Raw genomic sequence first — 13,835 nt, 5'->3', positions numbered from 1 at the left:
GCTGCCGAGGTGTTCGTTCCGACCTACCGCGGCCGCGCAGCCGGTCTCGCACTGGGCTGTCTCGCCGACGCGGCGTTCGGCGATCCTCGCCGCGGACATCCGGTCGCGCTATTCGGCAGTGCCGCAACGCGTCTCGAGCGCATTCTGTATGCGGACCGACGTGGTGCGGGCGTCGCGTACACGGGTCTGCTCGTCGGGGCGGTGCTGGCCGCGACGGTCGCAGCGGACCGTGCGGCGGCCCGGCGTGGTCCGGCCTGGACGGCGGGCCTGACCGCCCTGTGCACGTTCACCTCTCTCGGTGGCACGTCGCTCGCTCGCACCGGCGCCCAGATGTCCGCCCGGTTGGACGCAACGGACATCGCGGGCGCCCGCGCGCTGCTCCCGTCGCTGTGCGGGCGTGATCCCGCCTCGCTCGACGCGTCCGGTCTGACGCGTGCCGCCCTCGAATCAATCGCCGAGAACACCTCCGACGCGGCGGTGGCACCCCTGCTGTGGGGGATGGCGGCAGGTGCCCCAGGACTACTCGCGTACCGGGCAGCCAACACGCTCGACGCAATGGTCGGCTACCGATCGCCCCGCTACGAGCGCTTCGGCTGGGCCGCAGCGCGTTTCGACGACGTGCTCAACTACCTGCCGGCACGTCTGTCCGGATTGCTGGTGGCGGCCTGCGCGATGACGGTCGGCGGATCGGCGGGCGCCGCGCTCGACGCGTGGCGCCGTGACGCCCGGAAGCATCCCAGCCCGAACGCCGGTGTGGTCGAGGCGTCGTTCGCCGGTGCCCTCGGGGTGCGGCTGGGCGGGCCGACGCAGTACGCCCACCGGCTCGAGATCCGTCCCACGCTCGGCGACGGCCGGACGCCGTCGGTGCCGGATCTGGTTCGTGCCGTTCGTCTTTCGCGTGCCGTGCAGGTGGGCGCCGTCGCCGTGTGCACAGCGGGCGCCCTCGGACTCAGCGGCGTCGGCCGTACCGGTCGGCGAGCTTCTGATCGGGTGTGAGGGGCGCGGGTTCCTCGGCCCCGGTCGGAGCGGGCTGCGCGGCGGCCTTCTCCCTGCGGCGCTGCTTGTACTCGGCGACCACGAAGTACCCGACGCCGATCGGCGCGATGATGCCGAACGCGATCCACTGGATGCCGTAGGACAGGAACGGGCCAGAGTCGAGGTGCGGTAGCGGTATGACGCCGAGGCCGCCGGGCTGGTCCTCGACCAGCTGCAGGTACGAACCCGCGACGGGGATGCCGGTGATGTCGCCGATTTGCCCGGTGTTGATGGAGTACACCTGCAGCGCGCCGTCCTGCCGGAACGGCTCCCGGCCGCCTGCGAGCAACTCGGAGTCCCGCAGACGCGCAGTGATCGTGATCGTCCCCGACGGCACCGGGTCGATCTCGGGCACCTTGTTGCCGTCGATCGGTTTGACGAAGCCACGGTCGACGAGCACCGTCGGTCCACCCTGGACGGCGAACGGCACCAGAACCTCGAAGGCAGGCTCGCCGTCGATCGAGCGGAGCCGGGCCAGCACCTGTCCCTGGGGTAGGTAGGACCCGGTCGCTGTCACCCGCTTCCACGTGTCGTCGTTCGCCGACGAGTCCTGACCCGGCAGCACGGTCGTCACGGGCACCGGTTCGGCGCTCAGGGACGCCGAGATCTGGGCGTTCTCCCGGGTGGTCTTCGTGTTCTTGCCCAGTTGCCACGGGGCGAGCACGGTGAAGCAGAGGTAGGCGAAGGCGATGACGACGACGTAGAGGGCGAGCCATTGGGGGCGTAGCAGGAAGGCCAACCGGCGGGCAGGAGCGAAGCGACCCGGGGTGTTGGCACGGCGGGCAGGAGCGAAGCGACCCGGGGTGTTGGTCGGGCGCATCAGCTGGCAGCCTCTCGGCCGGCGAGTCGATCGTCGACCCAGTCGTGCAGACCGGGCAGCGACGTCTCGATGACGTCGAACACGTCCTCGAAGTCGGTGCGGGTGCCGTAGTAGGGGTCTTCGACGTCGAGGGCGTGCGCCCCCGAACGCGGGTCGAACGACCGCAGCATGCGCAGCCGTTCCGGGGGCACGCCCTGGTCGCGCAGGATCCGCACGTGATTGCGGCCCATGGCGACCACCAGGTCGGCGCCGAGGTGGTCGTCGTCGAGTTGCGCTGCGCGGTGGAAGGTGGGGTAGCCGCGGTCGGCCAGCACCTCGGTGGCACGCGCGTCGGCGCCGTCACCCGCGTGCCAGCCACCCGTGCCCGCACTCGTCACCCGCACGACCCCGGCCAGCCCGCGCTCGGAGATCTGGTGGGCGAACATCTTCTCGGCCATCGGCGAGCGGCAGATGTTGCCCGAGCAGACGAACGTGACGTGGAGTGCTGGCGCGACGTCAGACACCCAGCACCTCCCTCAGGTCGTCGATGGTCGACACGTGCCCGGCGGCACGAACCGCTCCGGGATCGTCGAAGTCCCTCGCACCGTATCCCCAGCCGACGACGATTGTGTCGATGCCGTGTGCGGCCGCGCCAAGCACGTCGTGGTCCCGGTCACCCACCATGAGGACGTCGGCGGGCAGCGGCCCCAGCTGGGCCAGGGCGTGCGCCACCACGTCGGCCTTGGAGGACCGCACGCCGTCCACGCTGGCACCCGCGACCACCTCGAAGTGGTCGTCGAGACCGAAGTGTTCGACGATGCGCTGCGCCATGGGCTCGGACTTCGAGGTGGCGACGGCCAGGCGCACGCCCTTGGCCCGCAGGTCCGCCAGCAGCTCGGGGATCCCGTCGTAGACGGCGTTCATCGACCAGCCGCGCGTCGTGTAGTCGGCCCGGTAGGCGGCGATCGCCTCGTCGGCCCGTTCCCCCAGTCCCATCCCCGACAGCGTCACGTGCATCGGCGGGCCCACGACCAGCGACGCGAGGTCTCCGTCGGGCACGGCCGCGCCGATCCGAGCCAGGGCATGGCGAAAGCTCGACACGATGCCGCTGGCCGAATCGGTCAGCGTGCCGTCGAGGTCGAAGATCACCAACTGGGCGCTCACGCCTCCATTGTCGCCGACTACTGTCGTGCTGTGGCAAGGCAGATCCGTTCGGCGGCGCGGTACCACGGTGACGAGGCCTCGGGCCCCGGCATGCTGGACTTCGCCGTCAACGTGCGCGCCGACGCGCCACCGGCCTGGTTGACCGATCGTCTGCGGGCCAGGATGGGCGACCTCGGGCGGTATCCCTGCGCCGACGACGTGGCCCGCGCCACGTCCGCCGTAGCGCAGCGCCACGGTCGGGACGTCACCGAGGTGGCATTGCTGGCCGGCGGTGCCGAGGGGTTCGCCCTGCTGCCCAACCTGCAGCCGACCTTGGCCGCGCTGGTGGCGCCGTCGTTCACCGAGCCGGAGGCCGCACTCGCCGGGGCGGGCGTGCCATTCGAACACGTGGTGCTCGAGCGGCCGTTCACCCTGGACGCCGCTGCCGTCCCCGAGGATGCCGACCTCGTCGTCGTTGGCAACCCCACCAACCCCACGTCCGTGCTGCACACCCGCGATCAACTCCTCGCGCTGCGCAGGTCAGGTCGCATCCTCGTCGTCGACGAGGCCTTCGCCGACGCGATCCCCGGCGAGCCCGAGTCGTTGGCGGGGTTCGCCTCGCCCGACGTCGTCGTGTTGCGAAGCCTGACCAAGACGTGGTCGCTCGCGGGACTGCGCGTCGGCTATGCGCTGGGGCATCCCGACGTGCTGGCGAGATTGACTGGTACCCGGCCGCATTGGCCGCTGGGGACCCTGCAGCTGGAGGCCATCGCGGCGTGCAGCAGCGCCGCCGCAGTGGCCGAGGCGGACGCCGGTGCGGTGGCGTTGGCCGAACTGCGCGACGACATGGTCGCGGGCTTCGCCGAAGCGGGCGTCGACGTCGTAGCGGGACGGGCCCCTTATCTCCTGTTCTCCGTGGGAGACGCCGAACTGGTGCGGAAGCGGTTGGACGTGCAGGGGATCGCCGTGCGCCGCTGCGACACGTTCGTCGGACTCGACGGCCACTACCTGCGCGCGGCGGTCAGGCCGGAGTGGCCGGTGCTCCTCCAGGCGATCGTCGAGGCGATGCGATGAGCGTCCGGCTGGCCGACGTGATCGCGGTCCTCGACGATGCGTATCCGCCTGCGCTGGCACAGGATTGGGACTCGGTCGGACTGGTGTGCGGCGACCCGGACGAACTCGTGGAGTCCGTCACGATCACCGTGGACGCGACCGCCGCCGTCGTCGCCGACACCCCGGAGAGCAGCCTGCTGCTGGCCCACCACCCGCTGCTGCTGCGTGGCGTGGACACCGTCTCCGCCGACACCGCAAAGGGTGCGCTGCTGCACCGCCTGATCCGTTCGGGCAGCGCGCTGTTCACCGCGCACACCAACGCCGACGCGGCTGCACCTGGCGTGTCCGACGCGCTCGCCGACGCGCTGGGCCTCGTGGTCGAGGGCGTGCTGGATCGGAAGTCCGAAGGCCGCCGCCTCGACAAGTGGGTCTTCTTCGTGCCGCGCGAGAACGCAGAGGCCGTGCGCGAGGCCGTCTTCGCCGCAGGGGCCGGCCGGATCGGCGACTACTCGCACTGCTGCTGGACGGTCGAGGGCACCGGCCAGTTCCTGCCGCACGACGGCGCGACACCCGCGATCGGCAGCGTCGGCGCGATCGAACGCGTCGCGGAGGACCGCATCGAGGTGATCGCCCCGACCGGTGTGCGCGCCGACGTGCTGGCGGCCATGCGCGCGGCCCACCCGTACGAGGAGCCCGCCTTCGACGTCATCGCGCTTGCACCACTGCCGACCGGCACCGGCATCGGTAGGGTCTGTGCGCTACCGGAACCGCAATCGTTGTCCGCCTTCGTCGCTCACGTCGCCACGGCGCTGCCCAGCACGACGTGGGGCGTGCGCGCCGCGGGCGACCCGGACGCGCTGGTGTCGCGGGTGGCGGTGTGCGGCGGTGCGGGCGACTCACTGTTGGACGCCGCCGACGCGGCGGGCGTGCAGGCATACCTCACCGCTGACCTGCGGCACCACCCCGCCGACGAATACCGGCGGACCTCGGACGTAGCACTGATCGACGTCGCGCACTGGGCCAGCGAGCAGCCCTGGTGCGGGCAGGCGGCGGGCGTCCTCGAACGTCACTTCGGCACGGCACTTCCGGTGCGGGTGAGTTCCATCCGCACCGACCCCTGGAACATCGGAGAACAATGAAGGCAGATGTCTGGCAACAACACTCACTGGTGGAGTTGACCGCACTCGACGCCGAGATCGGTCGGCTCGACCACCGGGCGAAGAACCTCGCCGAGCAGCAGGCGCTCGACGCCGTCGCTGCTGAGCACCAGGAGGCGAGCGACAAGCTTGCCGTCGTCGCGATCTCGCTGGAAGACCTCGACGGTGAAGTCGCCAAGTACGAGTCCGAGATCGCGTCGGTGCGCCAGCGCGAGGACCGGGACCGGTCGATGCTTCAGTCGGGCAACGTGAACTCCAAGCAGCTCACCGACCTTCAACACGAACTCGAGACCCTGGAACGTCGGCAGGCCAGCCTCGAGGACGATCAACTCGAGGTGATGGAGCGCCGCGAACAGTTGCAGGAGGAGCAGGCCGCGCAGCAGCGCACGGTCGACGAACTGCGCGAGGCGGTCGCCGCGGCGCGTGCGGCCCGCGACGAGGTGCTCGTCACGATCGACGCCGCGCGGCAGAAGGCGCTCGGACGGCGAGCCGAGATCACCGAGGGCATCGACGCTGCGCTGCTGGCTGCCTACGACCGTCAGCGGGCCAACGGCGGCCCGGGAGCCGGCCTGCTGCAGGCCCGCCGGTGCGGTGCATGTCGCATCGAGATCGACCGGGCGGACATGGCGCGCATGTCGGGCCTGCCCGAGGACGAGGTGCTCCGGTGCCCGGAGTGCAACGCAATCCTGCTGCGGCAACCAGGTTCGTTCGCGTGAAGGTGGTCGTCGAGGCCGATGGGGGATCGCGGGGCAACCCCGGTCCGGCCGGATACGGAGCCGTCGTGTGGTCCGCGGACCACACCGTCCTGCTCGCCGAGCGCAAGGAGTCGATCGGTACCGCCACCAACAACGTCGCCGAATACCGTGGCCTGATCGCGGGTCTGGAGGCAGCCGCCGACGTGGGGGCCACCGAGGTCGTCGTCGCGATGGACTCCAAGTTGGTCGTCGAGCAGATGACGGGCCGCTGGCGCGTCAAGCACGCCGACATGATCCCGCTCAACGAGAAGGCGCGTTCGCTCGCCGCCGAGTTCGACCACGTGAGCTACGGGTGGATACCTCGGGAGAAGAACTCGCACGCCGATCGGCTGGCCAACGAGGCGATGGACGCCGCTGCAGACCAAACCCGTTCCGACGCACAGGAGACCGAGAAGGCCTCGACCGCCGTACGGACGTCACCCGCGGGGTGGACCGGCGCGCGCGGCGCTCCCACCCGCTTCCTGCTGCTGCGGCACGGGCAGACCGATCTGTCGGTGGAGCGCCGCTACTCGGGCAGGGGCAACCCTGCGCTGACCGAGCTGGGGCGGGCACAGGCCGACGCGGCAGCGGCGTATCTCGCCGAGCGGGATGACATCGCAGCAGTGATCAGTTCACCACTGCAGCGCGCCAGCGTCACTGCGGAGGCCGCAGCGAGCAAGCTCGGTCTCGACGTCACCGTCGAGGCCGACCTGATCGAGACCGACTTCGGCGCCTGGGAGGGACTGACGTTCGGTGAGGCCGCCGACCGCGATCCCGATCTGCACCAGCGGTGGCTGCGCGACACCAGCCTGGCGCCGCCGGACGGGGAGAGCTTCGACGAGGTGGCGCACCGGGTGCGACGGGCCCGCAACCGGCTCATCGCCGAGTACGGCGACGCGACCGTGCTGATCGTCTCGCACGTGACGCCGATCAAGACGATCCTGCGGCTCGCCCTCGACGCGGGCAACGGCATCCTGTACCGGCTGCACCTCGACCTGGCGTCGCTGTCGATCGCCGAGTTCTACCCCGACGGTGCGTCATCGGTGCGCCTGGTGAATCAGACGTCGTACCTCTAGTCGGTCCGGACGTGCATCCGCTCACCGTGCGGACCGAACAGCGCGATGGCCTCCACCGGGCCGTCGACCACGCCGAACCAGTGCGGTGTCCACGTCGAGAACTCCACGGCCTCACCGGGTTCGATGGTGAAGTCGCGGTCGCCGAGTAGGAGTCGCAGCTTGCCGGAGAGCACGTAGAGCCACTCCTGGCCGTCGTGAACGGGTAGTTCGTCGGGTGGGGTGCGCCGCCGCGCGCCGACCCGGATCTTGAACGCGTGTAGCCCGCCCGCGGGGCCGCCCCTGGTGAGCGGCCAGTAGGTGACGCCGTGCGCAGTGTGGGAGGCCCCGCGTACGCGCGGATCCTCGGCCTCGGGTGCACGCATCAGTTCGTCGGTGGTGACCGACAGCGCGGATGCCAGCCTCGGCAGGTGGTCCAGCGCGAGACGGCGCTTGCCCGATTCGAGTCGGCTGAGCGTGGACACGTCGATGTCGGCGCGGGTGGCCACGTCCTCGAGGGTCAGTCCGTGCTGGGTGCGCAATTCGCGTAGCCGTCGTCGCACGCGTGCGTCGACGTCGTCGTGGCCGTTTGCCTGCATGGCAAAACAGCTTGGCACTACTGACCGCCGAGGGCAAGCTCGAGGTCATGGAACGCGAATGGGATTGCATCGTCATCGGTGGAGGCGCCGCGGGTTTGAGCGCCGCATTGGTTCTGGGCCGCGCCAGGCGCCGCACGCTCGTCGTGGACGCCGGGAAGCCGAGCAACTCGGCGGCGCACGGCATCGGCGGTCTACTCGGCCACGACGGTCGGTCTCCTGCAGAGCTATACGAGAAGGGCCGCGCCGAACTGGCCGCGTACCCGGACGTCGAGGTGCGCAGCGGTGAGGTCGTGCGAGGGGAGCGGGGCTTCGTGCTGGAACTCGCCGACGGCTCGATCGAGAGGGCCAGGACCGTCGTGCTGGCGACCGGCATGGACTACCGGGTGCCGGATGTTCCCGGCATCAGCGAGGGCTGGGGGCGGTCGGTGTTCCACTGCCCGTTCTGCCACGGCTGGGAGGCGCGTGACCAGCCGGTCGCGGTGCTGGCCAACGGTGCGCGCGCCGTGCACATGGCGCTCATGATCCGCAATTGGACCGACGACGTCGTACTCCTCACCAATGCGGCCGACGACCTCGACGACGACCAGCGCAAGCAACTGGATGCCGCCGGGGTCAGCGTCGACCCGCGCGCCGTCGCGCGGTTCGTGACGTCCGGAGGGGACCTGAGCGCTGTCGAGTTCGCCGACGGCACCGAGTTGGCGAGGCGCGCTGCGCTCGTCGCGACGACGCTGCACCAACGGTCGCCGCTGGCAGCACAACTCGGCGCCACCGCCGTCCCCAGCCCGCTGGCACCCGACGGTCTGTTCGTCGACCAGTTTCAGCGCACCTCGGTGCCGGGGCTGTTCGCTGCAGGCGACATCGCCGCTCAGATGCCACAGGTCGCCGCCGCGATCGCGACGGGAAGCCTCGCGGGCGCATCTGTGGTGCAGACACTGCTCGGCGACGACGTCGGGCTGCCCGTGCCGCCGTGGCCGACCCAGGCGCTGCCCGCCGACGAGTACTGGGAACGGCACTACGGTGCGCGCGACCGGATTTGGAGCGGCCGCGTCAACGCGAGGCTCGAGGAGGTCGCGCGTGACCTGACGCCGGGCAGCGCGCTCGACCTTGGCTGCGGTGAGGGCGGTGACGCCGTCTGGCTGGCCGAACACGGGTGGCAGGTCACCGCCGTCGACATCTCCGAGACGGCGCTGGGCCGCGCCCGCGACGAGGCTAGCGCGCGTGGCGTGGCAGACCGCATCGCCTTCGAGCGGCACGATCTGTCCGAGACGTTCCCCGAGGGCGACTTCGACCTGGTGTCGGCGCAGTTCCTCCACTCGACGGTGCGTCTGGAACGCCCGCGCATCCTCTCCGACGCCGCCGCAGCCGTGCGGCCGGGAGGTCACCTGGTGATCGTCGACCACGGGGGAATGCCGTCGTGGGCGACCGGAGTACCGCACGATCACCCGTTCCCGAGCACCGAGGAGGTGCTCGCCGGGCTGAACCTCCGGGATGACCAGTGGGAACGGGTCCGCGTCGAGGCGATCGAGCGCGACGTCAGCACGCCCGATGGGAAGCAGGCGCGCATCGCGGACAACGTGATGGTGTTGCGGCGCAAGCCCTGACGACGACATGTCCTAACCTGGGCACCATGGCTGACGAATCGTGGACGGTGCAGATCGGTGAAGTTCCGGATCCGGGCGACACGGGTGTGCCACCCGTCCCGACCACCGTCTACGACGGCGACGAAGCGGGGGCTCGCGCCGCCTACGCGGAGTGCACCTCGAAGGCCGAGGCCGAGGACTACCGCTACGTCATGTTGCGCCACCTCGGCGACGTCGAAGAACTCTGGGGAACGCCGCCGGCCGTCGCCTAGCGCCGGCGGTGCCCTAGAACGGCGGTGGCTCCGGTTCGGTGGGGAAGGTCTCGTCGTACGCGAAGTCCTCGTCGAAGCGGTGCAGCGGTTTCGGCGTCGTGCGGTGGGCGTGGTTGGCGTGGCGTTCGGCGACGATGTCGGCGGTGCGTTGGCGGCTGCGGGTGCGGGAGCGGCGCGGCATCATCGCGGTCCGGTCGGCGCAGCGGTCGTCGTCGGTGCGCACCTGGGGTGCGACCGGGCCGGTGGGCTCGCACAGTCGGGGGAAGAGGGTCCCGCTGCCGGGGCCCGTGGGGTAGCACTCCCCGGCCGGTGAGGTCCACAGCACGGTACCGTCGGGGAGTTGTTCGTCGCGCCAGCCCCAGAACGTCTTGGCGAGGTGGTGAAATCGACACAGGCACTTGAGGTTCGACGCGTGGGTCGGTCCGCCGGCGGCGTAGGGGATGGTGTGGTCGAGGTCGCAGCCGAACGCCGGGCGGTCACAGCCGGGGAAGCGGCATGTCACGTCGCGGCACCGGACGTAGTCGGCCAACACCCGCGAGGGCCGGTACGCGCACTCGGCGGGTGCGGCGGCCCCGGGGTGGTGCAGGGGCCGCAGGCGGGCGTCGCGGGCCAGTTCGGTGATCAGCTCGGCGGGCAGTAGGCCCTCGTAGCCGTCGAGGATGCCCCCGGTGGTCGGGTCGCCGTCGAGGGTGGCCGCCTCAGCGATGACGTGCACCACGACCGCGCTGGCGATTCGCCCACCGGCCGGGCAGTCGTCGAGGTCGCAGTGGCACGACATGCGGTCCTGGTGCGCGGCCATGGCGCTGATCGCGTCGGCACGCAACTGGGCCAGGGTGCGGGGGTCGTCGTCGCAGACGGTGGCGGCCAGCGCCATCAGGCGTTCGGTGAAGGCGCGGGCGTGAGCGGCGTACACGACCGCGGTGATCTCGGTCAGGCCGCTGTCGACGTCGCCCCAGGTGACCTGACGGTCGGCGACCCGGTCCTTGCGGCGACGTACCGCGTCGAGGTCGCGGCGGGCGACGATCGCGTCGATGCGGGTGGCGAGCTGGCTGCGGCTGAGCCCACCCCAGCCGTGGGCGCGTTCGGCCAGCGTCCGGTCAACCCGGGCCAGGACGGTCGGGTCGACGATCAAGCCGGTACGGAACACCGCCGCCCGGAACACCGCTTCGTCGACGTCACCGGCGAGGAACCGTGCCCCCAGTGCGGGCAGTTGGTGGCGCAGGGCGTGGGCGTAGCGCACGTGCGACGCCGCGAGGTGGCGGTTGACGTTGAGCGCGGCGCTGACCTCCAAGGTGGCGGCGTCGGTGGCGTCGACCATCCACTGGTCGGCCTCACCGCCGTCCTGGGTGATCCGCAGCTCGACGAACCGGCCGATCGCGTCGAGCCGTTGCGCGGCAGCGCAGGCTTCGGCGCGCGCGGCGGATCCCATGCGCTGCAGGAGCAGCACACCGGGATCCGCATCGTCGAACACGTGTTCGAGTCTACGAGCACCCCCCGACAAGCCGACGGGATCAACCGTTGAGCTGTGTCACCCGGACGCTGTTGCCGGAGGGATCGCGGAACCCGGAGTCGATGCCGTAGGGCATCTCGGTCGGCGGCTCGGTGAACTCGACGCCGCGGGCCGACAACGTCTCGTACTCGGCGCGCACGTCATCGCTGATCAAGAAGACCGTGCCCGCGAAGCCCTTCGCCGTGAGGTCGAGCACCTGCTTGCGGGTGTCCTCGTCCATCACGGGCGGGCCGGGCACGGCCATCAACACGATGCTGACGTCGTCGTGGCCCGGCGGGCCGACGGTGAGCCACCTGAAGTCGCCCATCTCCTCGGGAAACGAAACGTCTTCGCGCACCTCCATACCGACCTTCTCGGTCCAGAACTTCAACGCAATCCCTTGATCATGAACCCACAGGTGGGTGCTTCCGATTCTCATCACGGGTCAGACGCTACGACCGCGATCAGGCGTCCGTCTTCTCCCCGTGTGCTCACTTGATGCGGCTGTCGGCGCGCGGCCGGGTGTCGCGTTGCAGGATGCAGCTGGGTACCCGCGCGCGGGATGCCGCGGGCGGCAGGCTGGCCCGGTACGCGGCGGGCGGTTTGCCGTAGACGCGGGCGAAGCTGGTCGTAAAAGATCCGACGCTGCGGAGACCGACCATCACGCACACATCGGCGACCGTCCGGTCGGTGTATCGCAGCAGCGCGGCCGCCCGCTCGAGCCGCCGGGTCTGCAGGTATGCGCGCGGTGATTCGCCGAACGTACGGGTGAACATCCGGGAGAAGTGTGCGCGCGACAGGCCGGCGGCCGCAGCGAGGTCGTCGACCGTGATCGGCTCGGCATACCGGGCATCGACCAGGTCCTTGGCGCGGAGCAGATATCGGACCGGTGGCACCTGTGCCATGCCGATCAGAGTACGGTGATCAGCGCGGACGAGTTGGCCGGGCGGCCGCGGACATCGGTTCTTCACCGGTGTTCGAGGAAAGTCCGGACTTCACAGAGCAGGGTGATTGCCAACGGCAATCCGAGGTGACTCGCGGGAAAGTGCCACAGAAAACAGACCGCCTCCCCGCCTCCGGGTAGGGGAGGTAAGGGTGAAACGGTGCGGTAAGAGCGCACCAGCACTCCGGGTGACCGGAGTGGCTAGGCAAACCCCACCCGAAGCAAGGCCAAGAAGGCCGCAACCTGGTTGCGGCTGCGCAGGCGTTCGAGGGCTGCTCGCCCGAGCCTGCGGGTAGGCCGCTCGAGGCACCCGGTGACGGTGTGTCCAGATGGATGGTCGCCGCCCCGCCGCCAGTAATGGTGACAGGGAACAGAATCCGGCTTACAGGCCAACTCGTTCCGCCCCGCGCGGCCTACCCGTCGCCCGCGGCCTTCTTCAACTTCTCGAGCGCATCCTCGATCTGGGTCTCGGCGTCGCGTGCTACATCGGCCTCCTTGCCGAACAGCACGCCGTAGGTGAACGTGTCCTCGCCCGCAGCGTGCGCGACGACCGCCTCCTGCAGCAGATGCGTGCGGCTGACCACGCTGTCCTGATGATCGCCCAGCAGCGACTGAATCGCCTTCGCCCGGTCCGCCACCTTGTCGTCACCCAGTGCGGCGGCGGTGTAGCGAAGTTGCTTGGCGCGCTTGCGAATCTTGTGCAGGGCCTCGTCACGCTCCTCGGGCGAGACGTCGGGATCCTTCGCCGCTGCCTTCGCCTTCTTGGCCGCCTTGCGCACCCTGCCGTAGGACGACTCGAGGCTGGGCGGTGCCGGCTCCTCACCAGGAGTGGCCGGGGACGGCTCCGCGGCGACGAGTGCCTCGAGACCGTCGAGCAGACGGAAGTAGCGCTCCGAGCGCATCGCCGACAGCGACCGCTTCCAGCCCGCCTGATAACGCCGCTTGCCGCCTTCGACGAGGCGTTCGCGCACCGGACCGCGCACCAAGGTCCCGGGGAGCGCATCGATTGCCTTGTCGTACTTCTCGGCGAGGACCTCGGCGTCGCGCGCCACGCCGAGGATCCCTGCCAGCTCCTTCAGCTCGTTCAGCAGCCAGGAGTCGTCGGTGAGTCCGAACGACTCCTCCGATGCGCGCAGCAGGCTGCGGATCTTGCGAGTGACGACGCGCATCTGATGCACGGAGTCCCACGCGTCGACCCGAACCGCGCGATCCCAGACGATCAGTTCGTCGACCAGTTCGGCGACGGCGCGGTGCACGGGATCGGGATGCGGCTTCTCGGTGGGTGTCGGACTCGGTTCATCGCCGCGCGCCTGATCCAGCACCTTGGCCAGTTTCGAACCGTGGCCGGCCGTCTCGGCCCCCGCGTCGAACAGCCGGTTGGCCAACCGCGCGAGCAGCGCCGCGCCCTCGTCGGGCTCGGTGTCGCCGATCAGTTCGAGTTCCCACTCCCGCCACGTCTGGCGGTCGTCGTTGGCGGGCGTCGATGCGGTCACCTGGTCGTCGCAGAACTCGGCGACCGGGCTGCCCGACGGCCCGATCAGCAGATCGACGGTGCGCGCGGTCTCGATGCGTGCCACCGGTGCCAGCGGCCGATCCCGCACGATGGCGAGCACGACATCCCGGAGGTCCTCCGGCACGCTCGTCGGATCGCCGTCGCCAAGGGGGAGTCGCACCTCGGTGCGCGAGTCGGGCCCGGCGGGCAGCTTCAGGTGCCACCCCGCATCGGGTCCACCCGTGCGTCGCCGCAACGTGATGCGGTGTGCGGCCAGGTCGTGTGCCGGTGTGTCGAAGTACACGGCGTCCAGCGACTGCACCGGCGAACGCTCGACACGGCTGATCGACGACAGACCCTCGAACGAGGGCGACACGGCGCTCTCCGACGGCGCGAACTTGCGCTCGATCTCGGTGTGGCGGGAGGCCTTGGGCTTGTCGGAGGGCATCTTCACCTTCGGTCGGGAGGGGTAGGGCTCGAAGTGTTG

Annotated in this window: 15 protein-coding genes and 1 other RNA gene; 8 read left to right on the top strand and 8 right to left on the bottom strand. The window is 70.4% G+C overall.

The window, feature by feature from the left end; genetic code table 11:
• Positions 1 to 9: 9 nt before the first annotated feature.
• A complete protein-coding gene (locus tag LOK44_RS03515; protein ID WP_237568660.1) occupies positions 10 to 996 on the top strand; it encodes a cobalamin biosynthesis protein in 987 nt (328 codons plus the stop codon).
• On the opposite strand, the gene LOK44_RS03510 is transcribed toward LOK44_RS03515, so the two are convergent.
• Genes LOK44_RS03510 through LOK44_RS03500 form a run of 3 tightly spaced genes read right to left on the bottom strand, consistent with a single transcriptional unit; the run spans position 950 to position 3,040 of the window.
• Positions 950 to 1,855: an SURF1 family cytochrome oxidase biogenesis protein gene (locus tag LOK44_RS03510; RefSeq protein WP_237568659.1), complete on the bottom strand. Its 906-nt coding sequence runs from the start codon at positions 1,853 to 1,855 to the stop codon at positions 950 to 952. The two genes, LOK44_RS03515 and LOK44_RS03510, sit on opposite strands and share 47 nt — an antisense overlap.
• Positions 1,855 to 2,358 carry a low molecular weight protein-tyrosine-phosphatase gene (locus tag LOK44_RS03505; protein WP_308192704.1) on the bottom strand — a complete coding sequence of 168 codons (504 nt, stop codon included), beginning with the start codon at positions 2,356 to 2,358 and terminating at the stop codon, positions 1,855 to 1,857. The genes LOK44_RS03510 and LOK44_RS03505 overlap by 1 nt, the downstream gene beginning before the upstream one ends.
• A complete protein-coding gene (locus tag LOK44_RS03500; protein WP_237568955.1) occupies positions 2,351 to 3,040 on the bottom strand; it encodes an HAD-IA family hydrolase in 690 nt (229 codons plus the stop codon). The genes LOK44_RS03505 and LOK44_RS03500 overlap by 8 nt, the downstream gene beginning before the upstream one ends.
• Here LOK44_RS03500 and cobC point away from each other — a divergent pair.
• From cobC to LOK44_RS03480, 4 genes are read left to right on the top strand one after another with little or no spacing between them, the layout of a single operon-like run.
• Positions 3,029 to 4,051: an Rv2231c family histidinol phosphate aminotransferase CobC gene (gene cobC, locus LOK44_RS03495; RefSeq protein ID WP_237568658.1), complete on the top strand. Its 1,023-nt coding sequence runs from the start codon at positions 3,029 to 3,031 to the stop codon at positions 4,049 to 4,051. The genes LOK44_RS03500 and cobC overlap by 12 nt on opposite strands.
• Positions 4,048 to 5,169, top strand: coding sequence for a Nif3-like dinuclear metal center hexameric protein (locus LOK44_RS03490; protein ID WP_237568657.1), 1,122 nt, complete (start codon positions 4,048 to 4,050; stop codon positions 5,167 to 5,169). Before cobC ends, LOK44_RS03490 begins: the two co-directional genes overlap by 4 nt.
• On the top strand, positions 5,166 to 5,903 hold the full coding sequence (locus LOK44_RS03485; RefSeq protein WP_237568656.1) for a zinc ribbon domain-containing protein: 738 nt from the start codon (positions 5,166 to 5,168) through the stop codon (positions 5,901 to 5,903). The genes LOK44_RS03490 and LOK44_RS03485 overlap by 4 nt, the downstream gene beginning before the upstream one ends.
• Entirely contained in the window at positions 5,900 to 6,997 is a 1,098-nt protein-coding gene (locus LOK44_RS03480) for a bifunctional RNase H/acid phosphatase (protein WP_237568655.1), read from the top strand. Before LOK44_RS03485 ends, LOK44_RS03480 begins: the two co-directional genes overlap by 4 nt.
• Here the strand turns inward: LOK44_RS03480 and LOK44_RS03475 are convergent.
• Positions 6,994 to 7,572, bottom strand: a complete 579-nt coding sequence (locus LOK44_RS03475; RefSeq protein ID WP_237568654.1) for a type II toxin-antitoxin system RelB family anti-toxin — start codon at positions 7,570 to 7,572, stop codon at positions 6,994 to 6,996. The genes LOK44_RS03480 and LOK44_RS03475 overlap by 4 nt on opposite strands.
• Positions 7,573 to 7,583: 11 nt before the next feature.
• Here LOK44_RS03475 and LOK44_RS29905 point away from each other — a divergent pair, with 11 nt between their 5' ends.
• Both LOK44_RS29905 and LOK44_RS03460 read left to right on the top strand, forming a co-directional pair.
• Positions 7,584 to 9,173 (top strand): FAD-dependent oxidoreductase, encoded by a 1,590-nt coding sequence (locus LOK44_RS29905; protein ID WP_308192702.1) that lies wholly within the window; start codon positions 7,584 to 7,586, stop codon positions 9,171 to 9,173.
• A gap of 26 nt (positions 9,174 to 9,199) precedes the next feature.
• Positions 9,200 to 9,424 (top strand): hypothetical protein, encoded by a 225-nt coding sequence (locus LOK44_RS03460; RefSeq protein WP_237568653.1) that lies wholly within the window; start codon positions 9,200 to 9,202, stop codon positions 9,422 to 9,424.
• Between the two features lie 13 nt (positions 9,425 to 9,437).
• Here the strand turns inward: LOK44_RS03460 and LOK44_RS03455 are convergent, their stop codons facing one another.
• Genes LOK44_RS03455 through LOK44_RS03445 form a run of 3 tightly spaced genes read right to left on the bottom strand, consistent with a single transcriptional unit; the run spans position 9,438 to position 11,818 of the window.
• Positions 9,438 to 10,895 (bottom strand): HNH endonuclease signature motif containing protein, encoded by a 1,458-nt coding sequence (locus LOK44_RS03455; protein WP_237568652.1) that lies wholly within the window; start codon positions 10,893 to 10,895, stop codon positions 9,438 to 9,440.
• 40 nt (positions 10,896 to 10,935) lie between these two features.
• Positions 10,936 to 11,352 (bottom strand): VOC family protein, encoded by a 417-nt coding sequence (locus LOK44_RS03450; RefSeq protein WP_249782999.1) that lies wholly within the window; start codon positions 11,350 to 11,352, stop codon positions 10,936 to 10,938.
• 52 nt (positions 11,353 to 11,404) lie between these two features.
• A complete protein-coding gene (locus tag LOK44_RS03445) occupies positions 11,405 to 11,818 on the bottom strand; it encodes a helix-turn-helix domain-containing protein (protein WP_237568650.1) in 414 nt (137 codons plus the stop codon).
• A gap of 29 nt (positions 11,819 to 11,847) precedes the next feature.
• Here LOK44_RS03445 and rnpB point away from each other — a divergent pair.
• Positions 11,848 to 12,257, top strand: an RNA gene (rnpB, locus tag LOK44_RS03440) — RNase P RNA component class A.
• A 12-nt stretch (positions 12,258 to 12,269) separates the two neighbouring features.
• On the opposite strand, the gene LOK44_RS03435 is transcribed toward rnpB, so the two are convergent.
• Positions 12,270 to 13,796, bottom strand: coding sequence for a CYTH and CHAD domain-containing protein (locus LOK44_RS03435; protein WP_237568649.1), 1,527 nt, complete (start codon positions 13,794 to 13,796; stop codon positions 12,270 to 12,272).
• Positions 13,797 to 13,835: the final 39 nt, after the last annotated feature.

Source organism: Mycolicibacterium lacusdiani, assembly GCF_021916785.1.
GTDB lineage: Bacteria > Actinomycetota > Actinomycetes > Mycobacteriales > Mycobacteriaceae > Mycobacterium > Mycobacterium lacusdiani.
The sequence above is the reverse complement of the archived record's forward strand: the minus strand, read 5'-3'. Positions and strand labels throughout refer to the sequence as shown.

What these genes read in the sequence shown, in the direction of transcription:
- LOK44_RS03435 (WP_237568649.1), bottom strand. Translation starts at nt 13,796, where the DNA reads ATGCCCTCCGACAAGCCCAAGGCCTCCCGCCACACCGAGATCGAGCGC.
- LOK44_RS03460 (WP_237568653.1), top strand. Translation starts at nt 9,200, where the DNA reads ATGGCTGACGAATCGTGGACGGTGCAGATCGGTGAAGTTCCGGATCCG.
- LOK44_RS03475 (WP_237568654.1), bottom strand. Translation starts at nt 7,572, where the DNA reads ATGCAGGCAAACGGCCACGACGACGTCGACGCACGCGTGCGACGACGG.
- LOK44_RS03485 (WP_237568656.1), top strand. Translation starts at nt 5,166, where the DNA reads ATGAAGGCAGATGTCTGGCAACAACACTCACTGGTGGAGTTGACCGCA.
- LOK44_RS03450 (WP_249782999.1), bottom strand. Translation starts at nt 11,352, where the DNA reads ATGAGAATCGGAAGCACCCACCTGTGGGTTCATGATCAAGGGATTGCG.
- LOK44_RS03445 (WP_237568650.1), bottom strand. Translation starts at nt 11,818, where the DNA reads ATGGCACAGGTGCCACCGGTCCGATATCTGCTCCGCGCCAAGGACCTG.
- LOK44_RS03490 (WP_237568657.1), top strand. Translation starts at nt 4,048, where the DNA reads ATGAGCGTCCGGCTGGCCGACGTGATCGCGGTCCTCGACGATGCGTAT.
- LOK44_RS03510 (WP_237568659.1), bottom strand. Translation starts at nt 1,855, where the DNA reads ATGCGCCCGACCAACACCCCGGGTCGCTTCGCTCCTGCCCGCCGTGCC.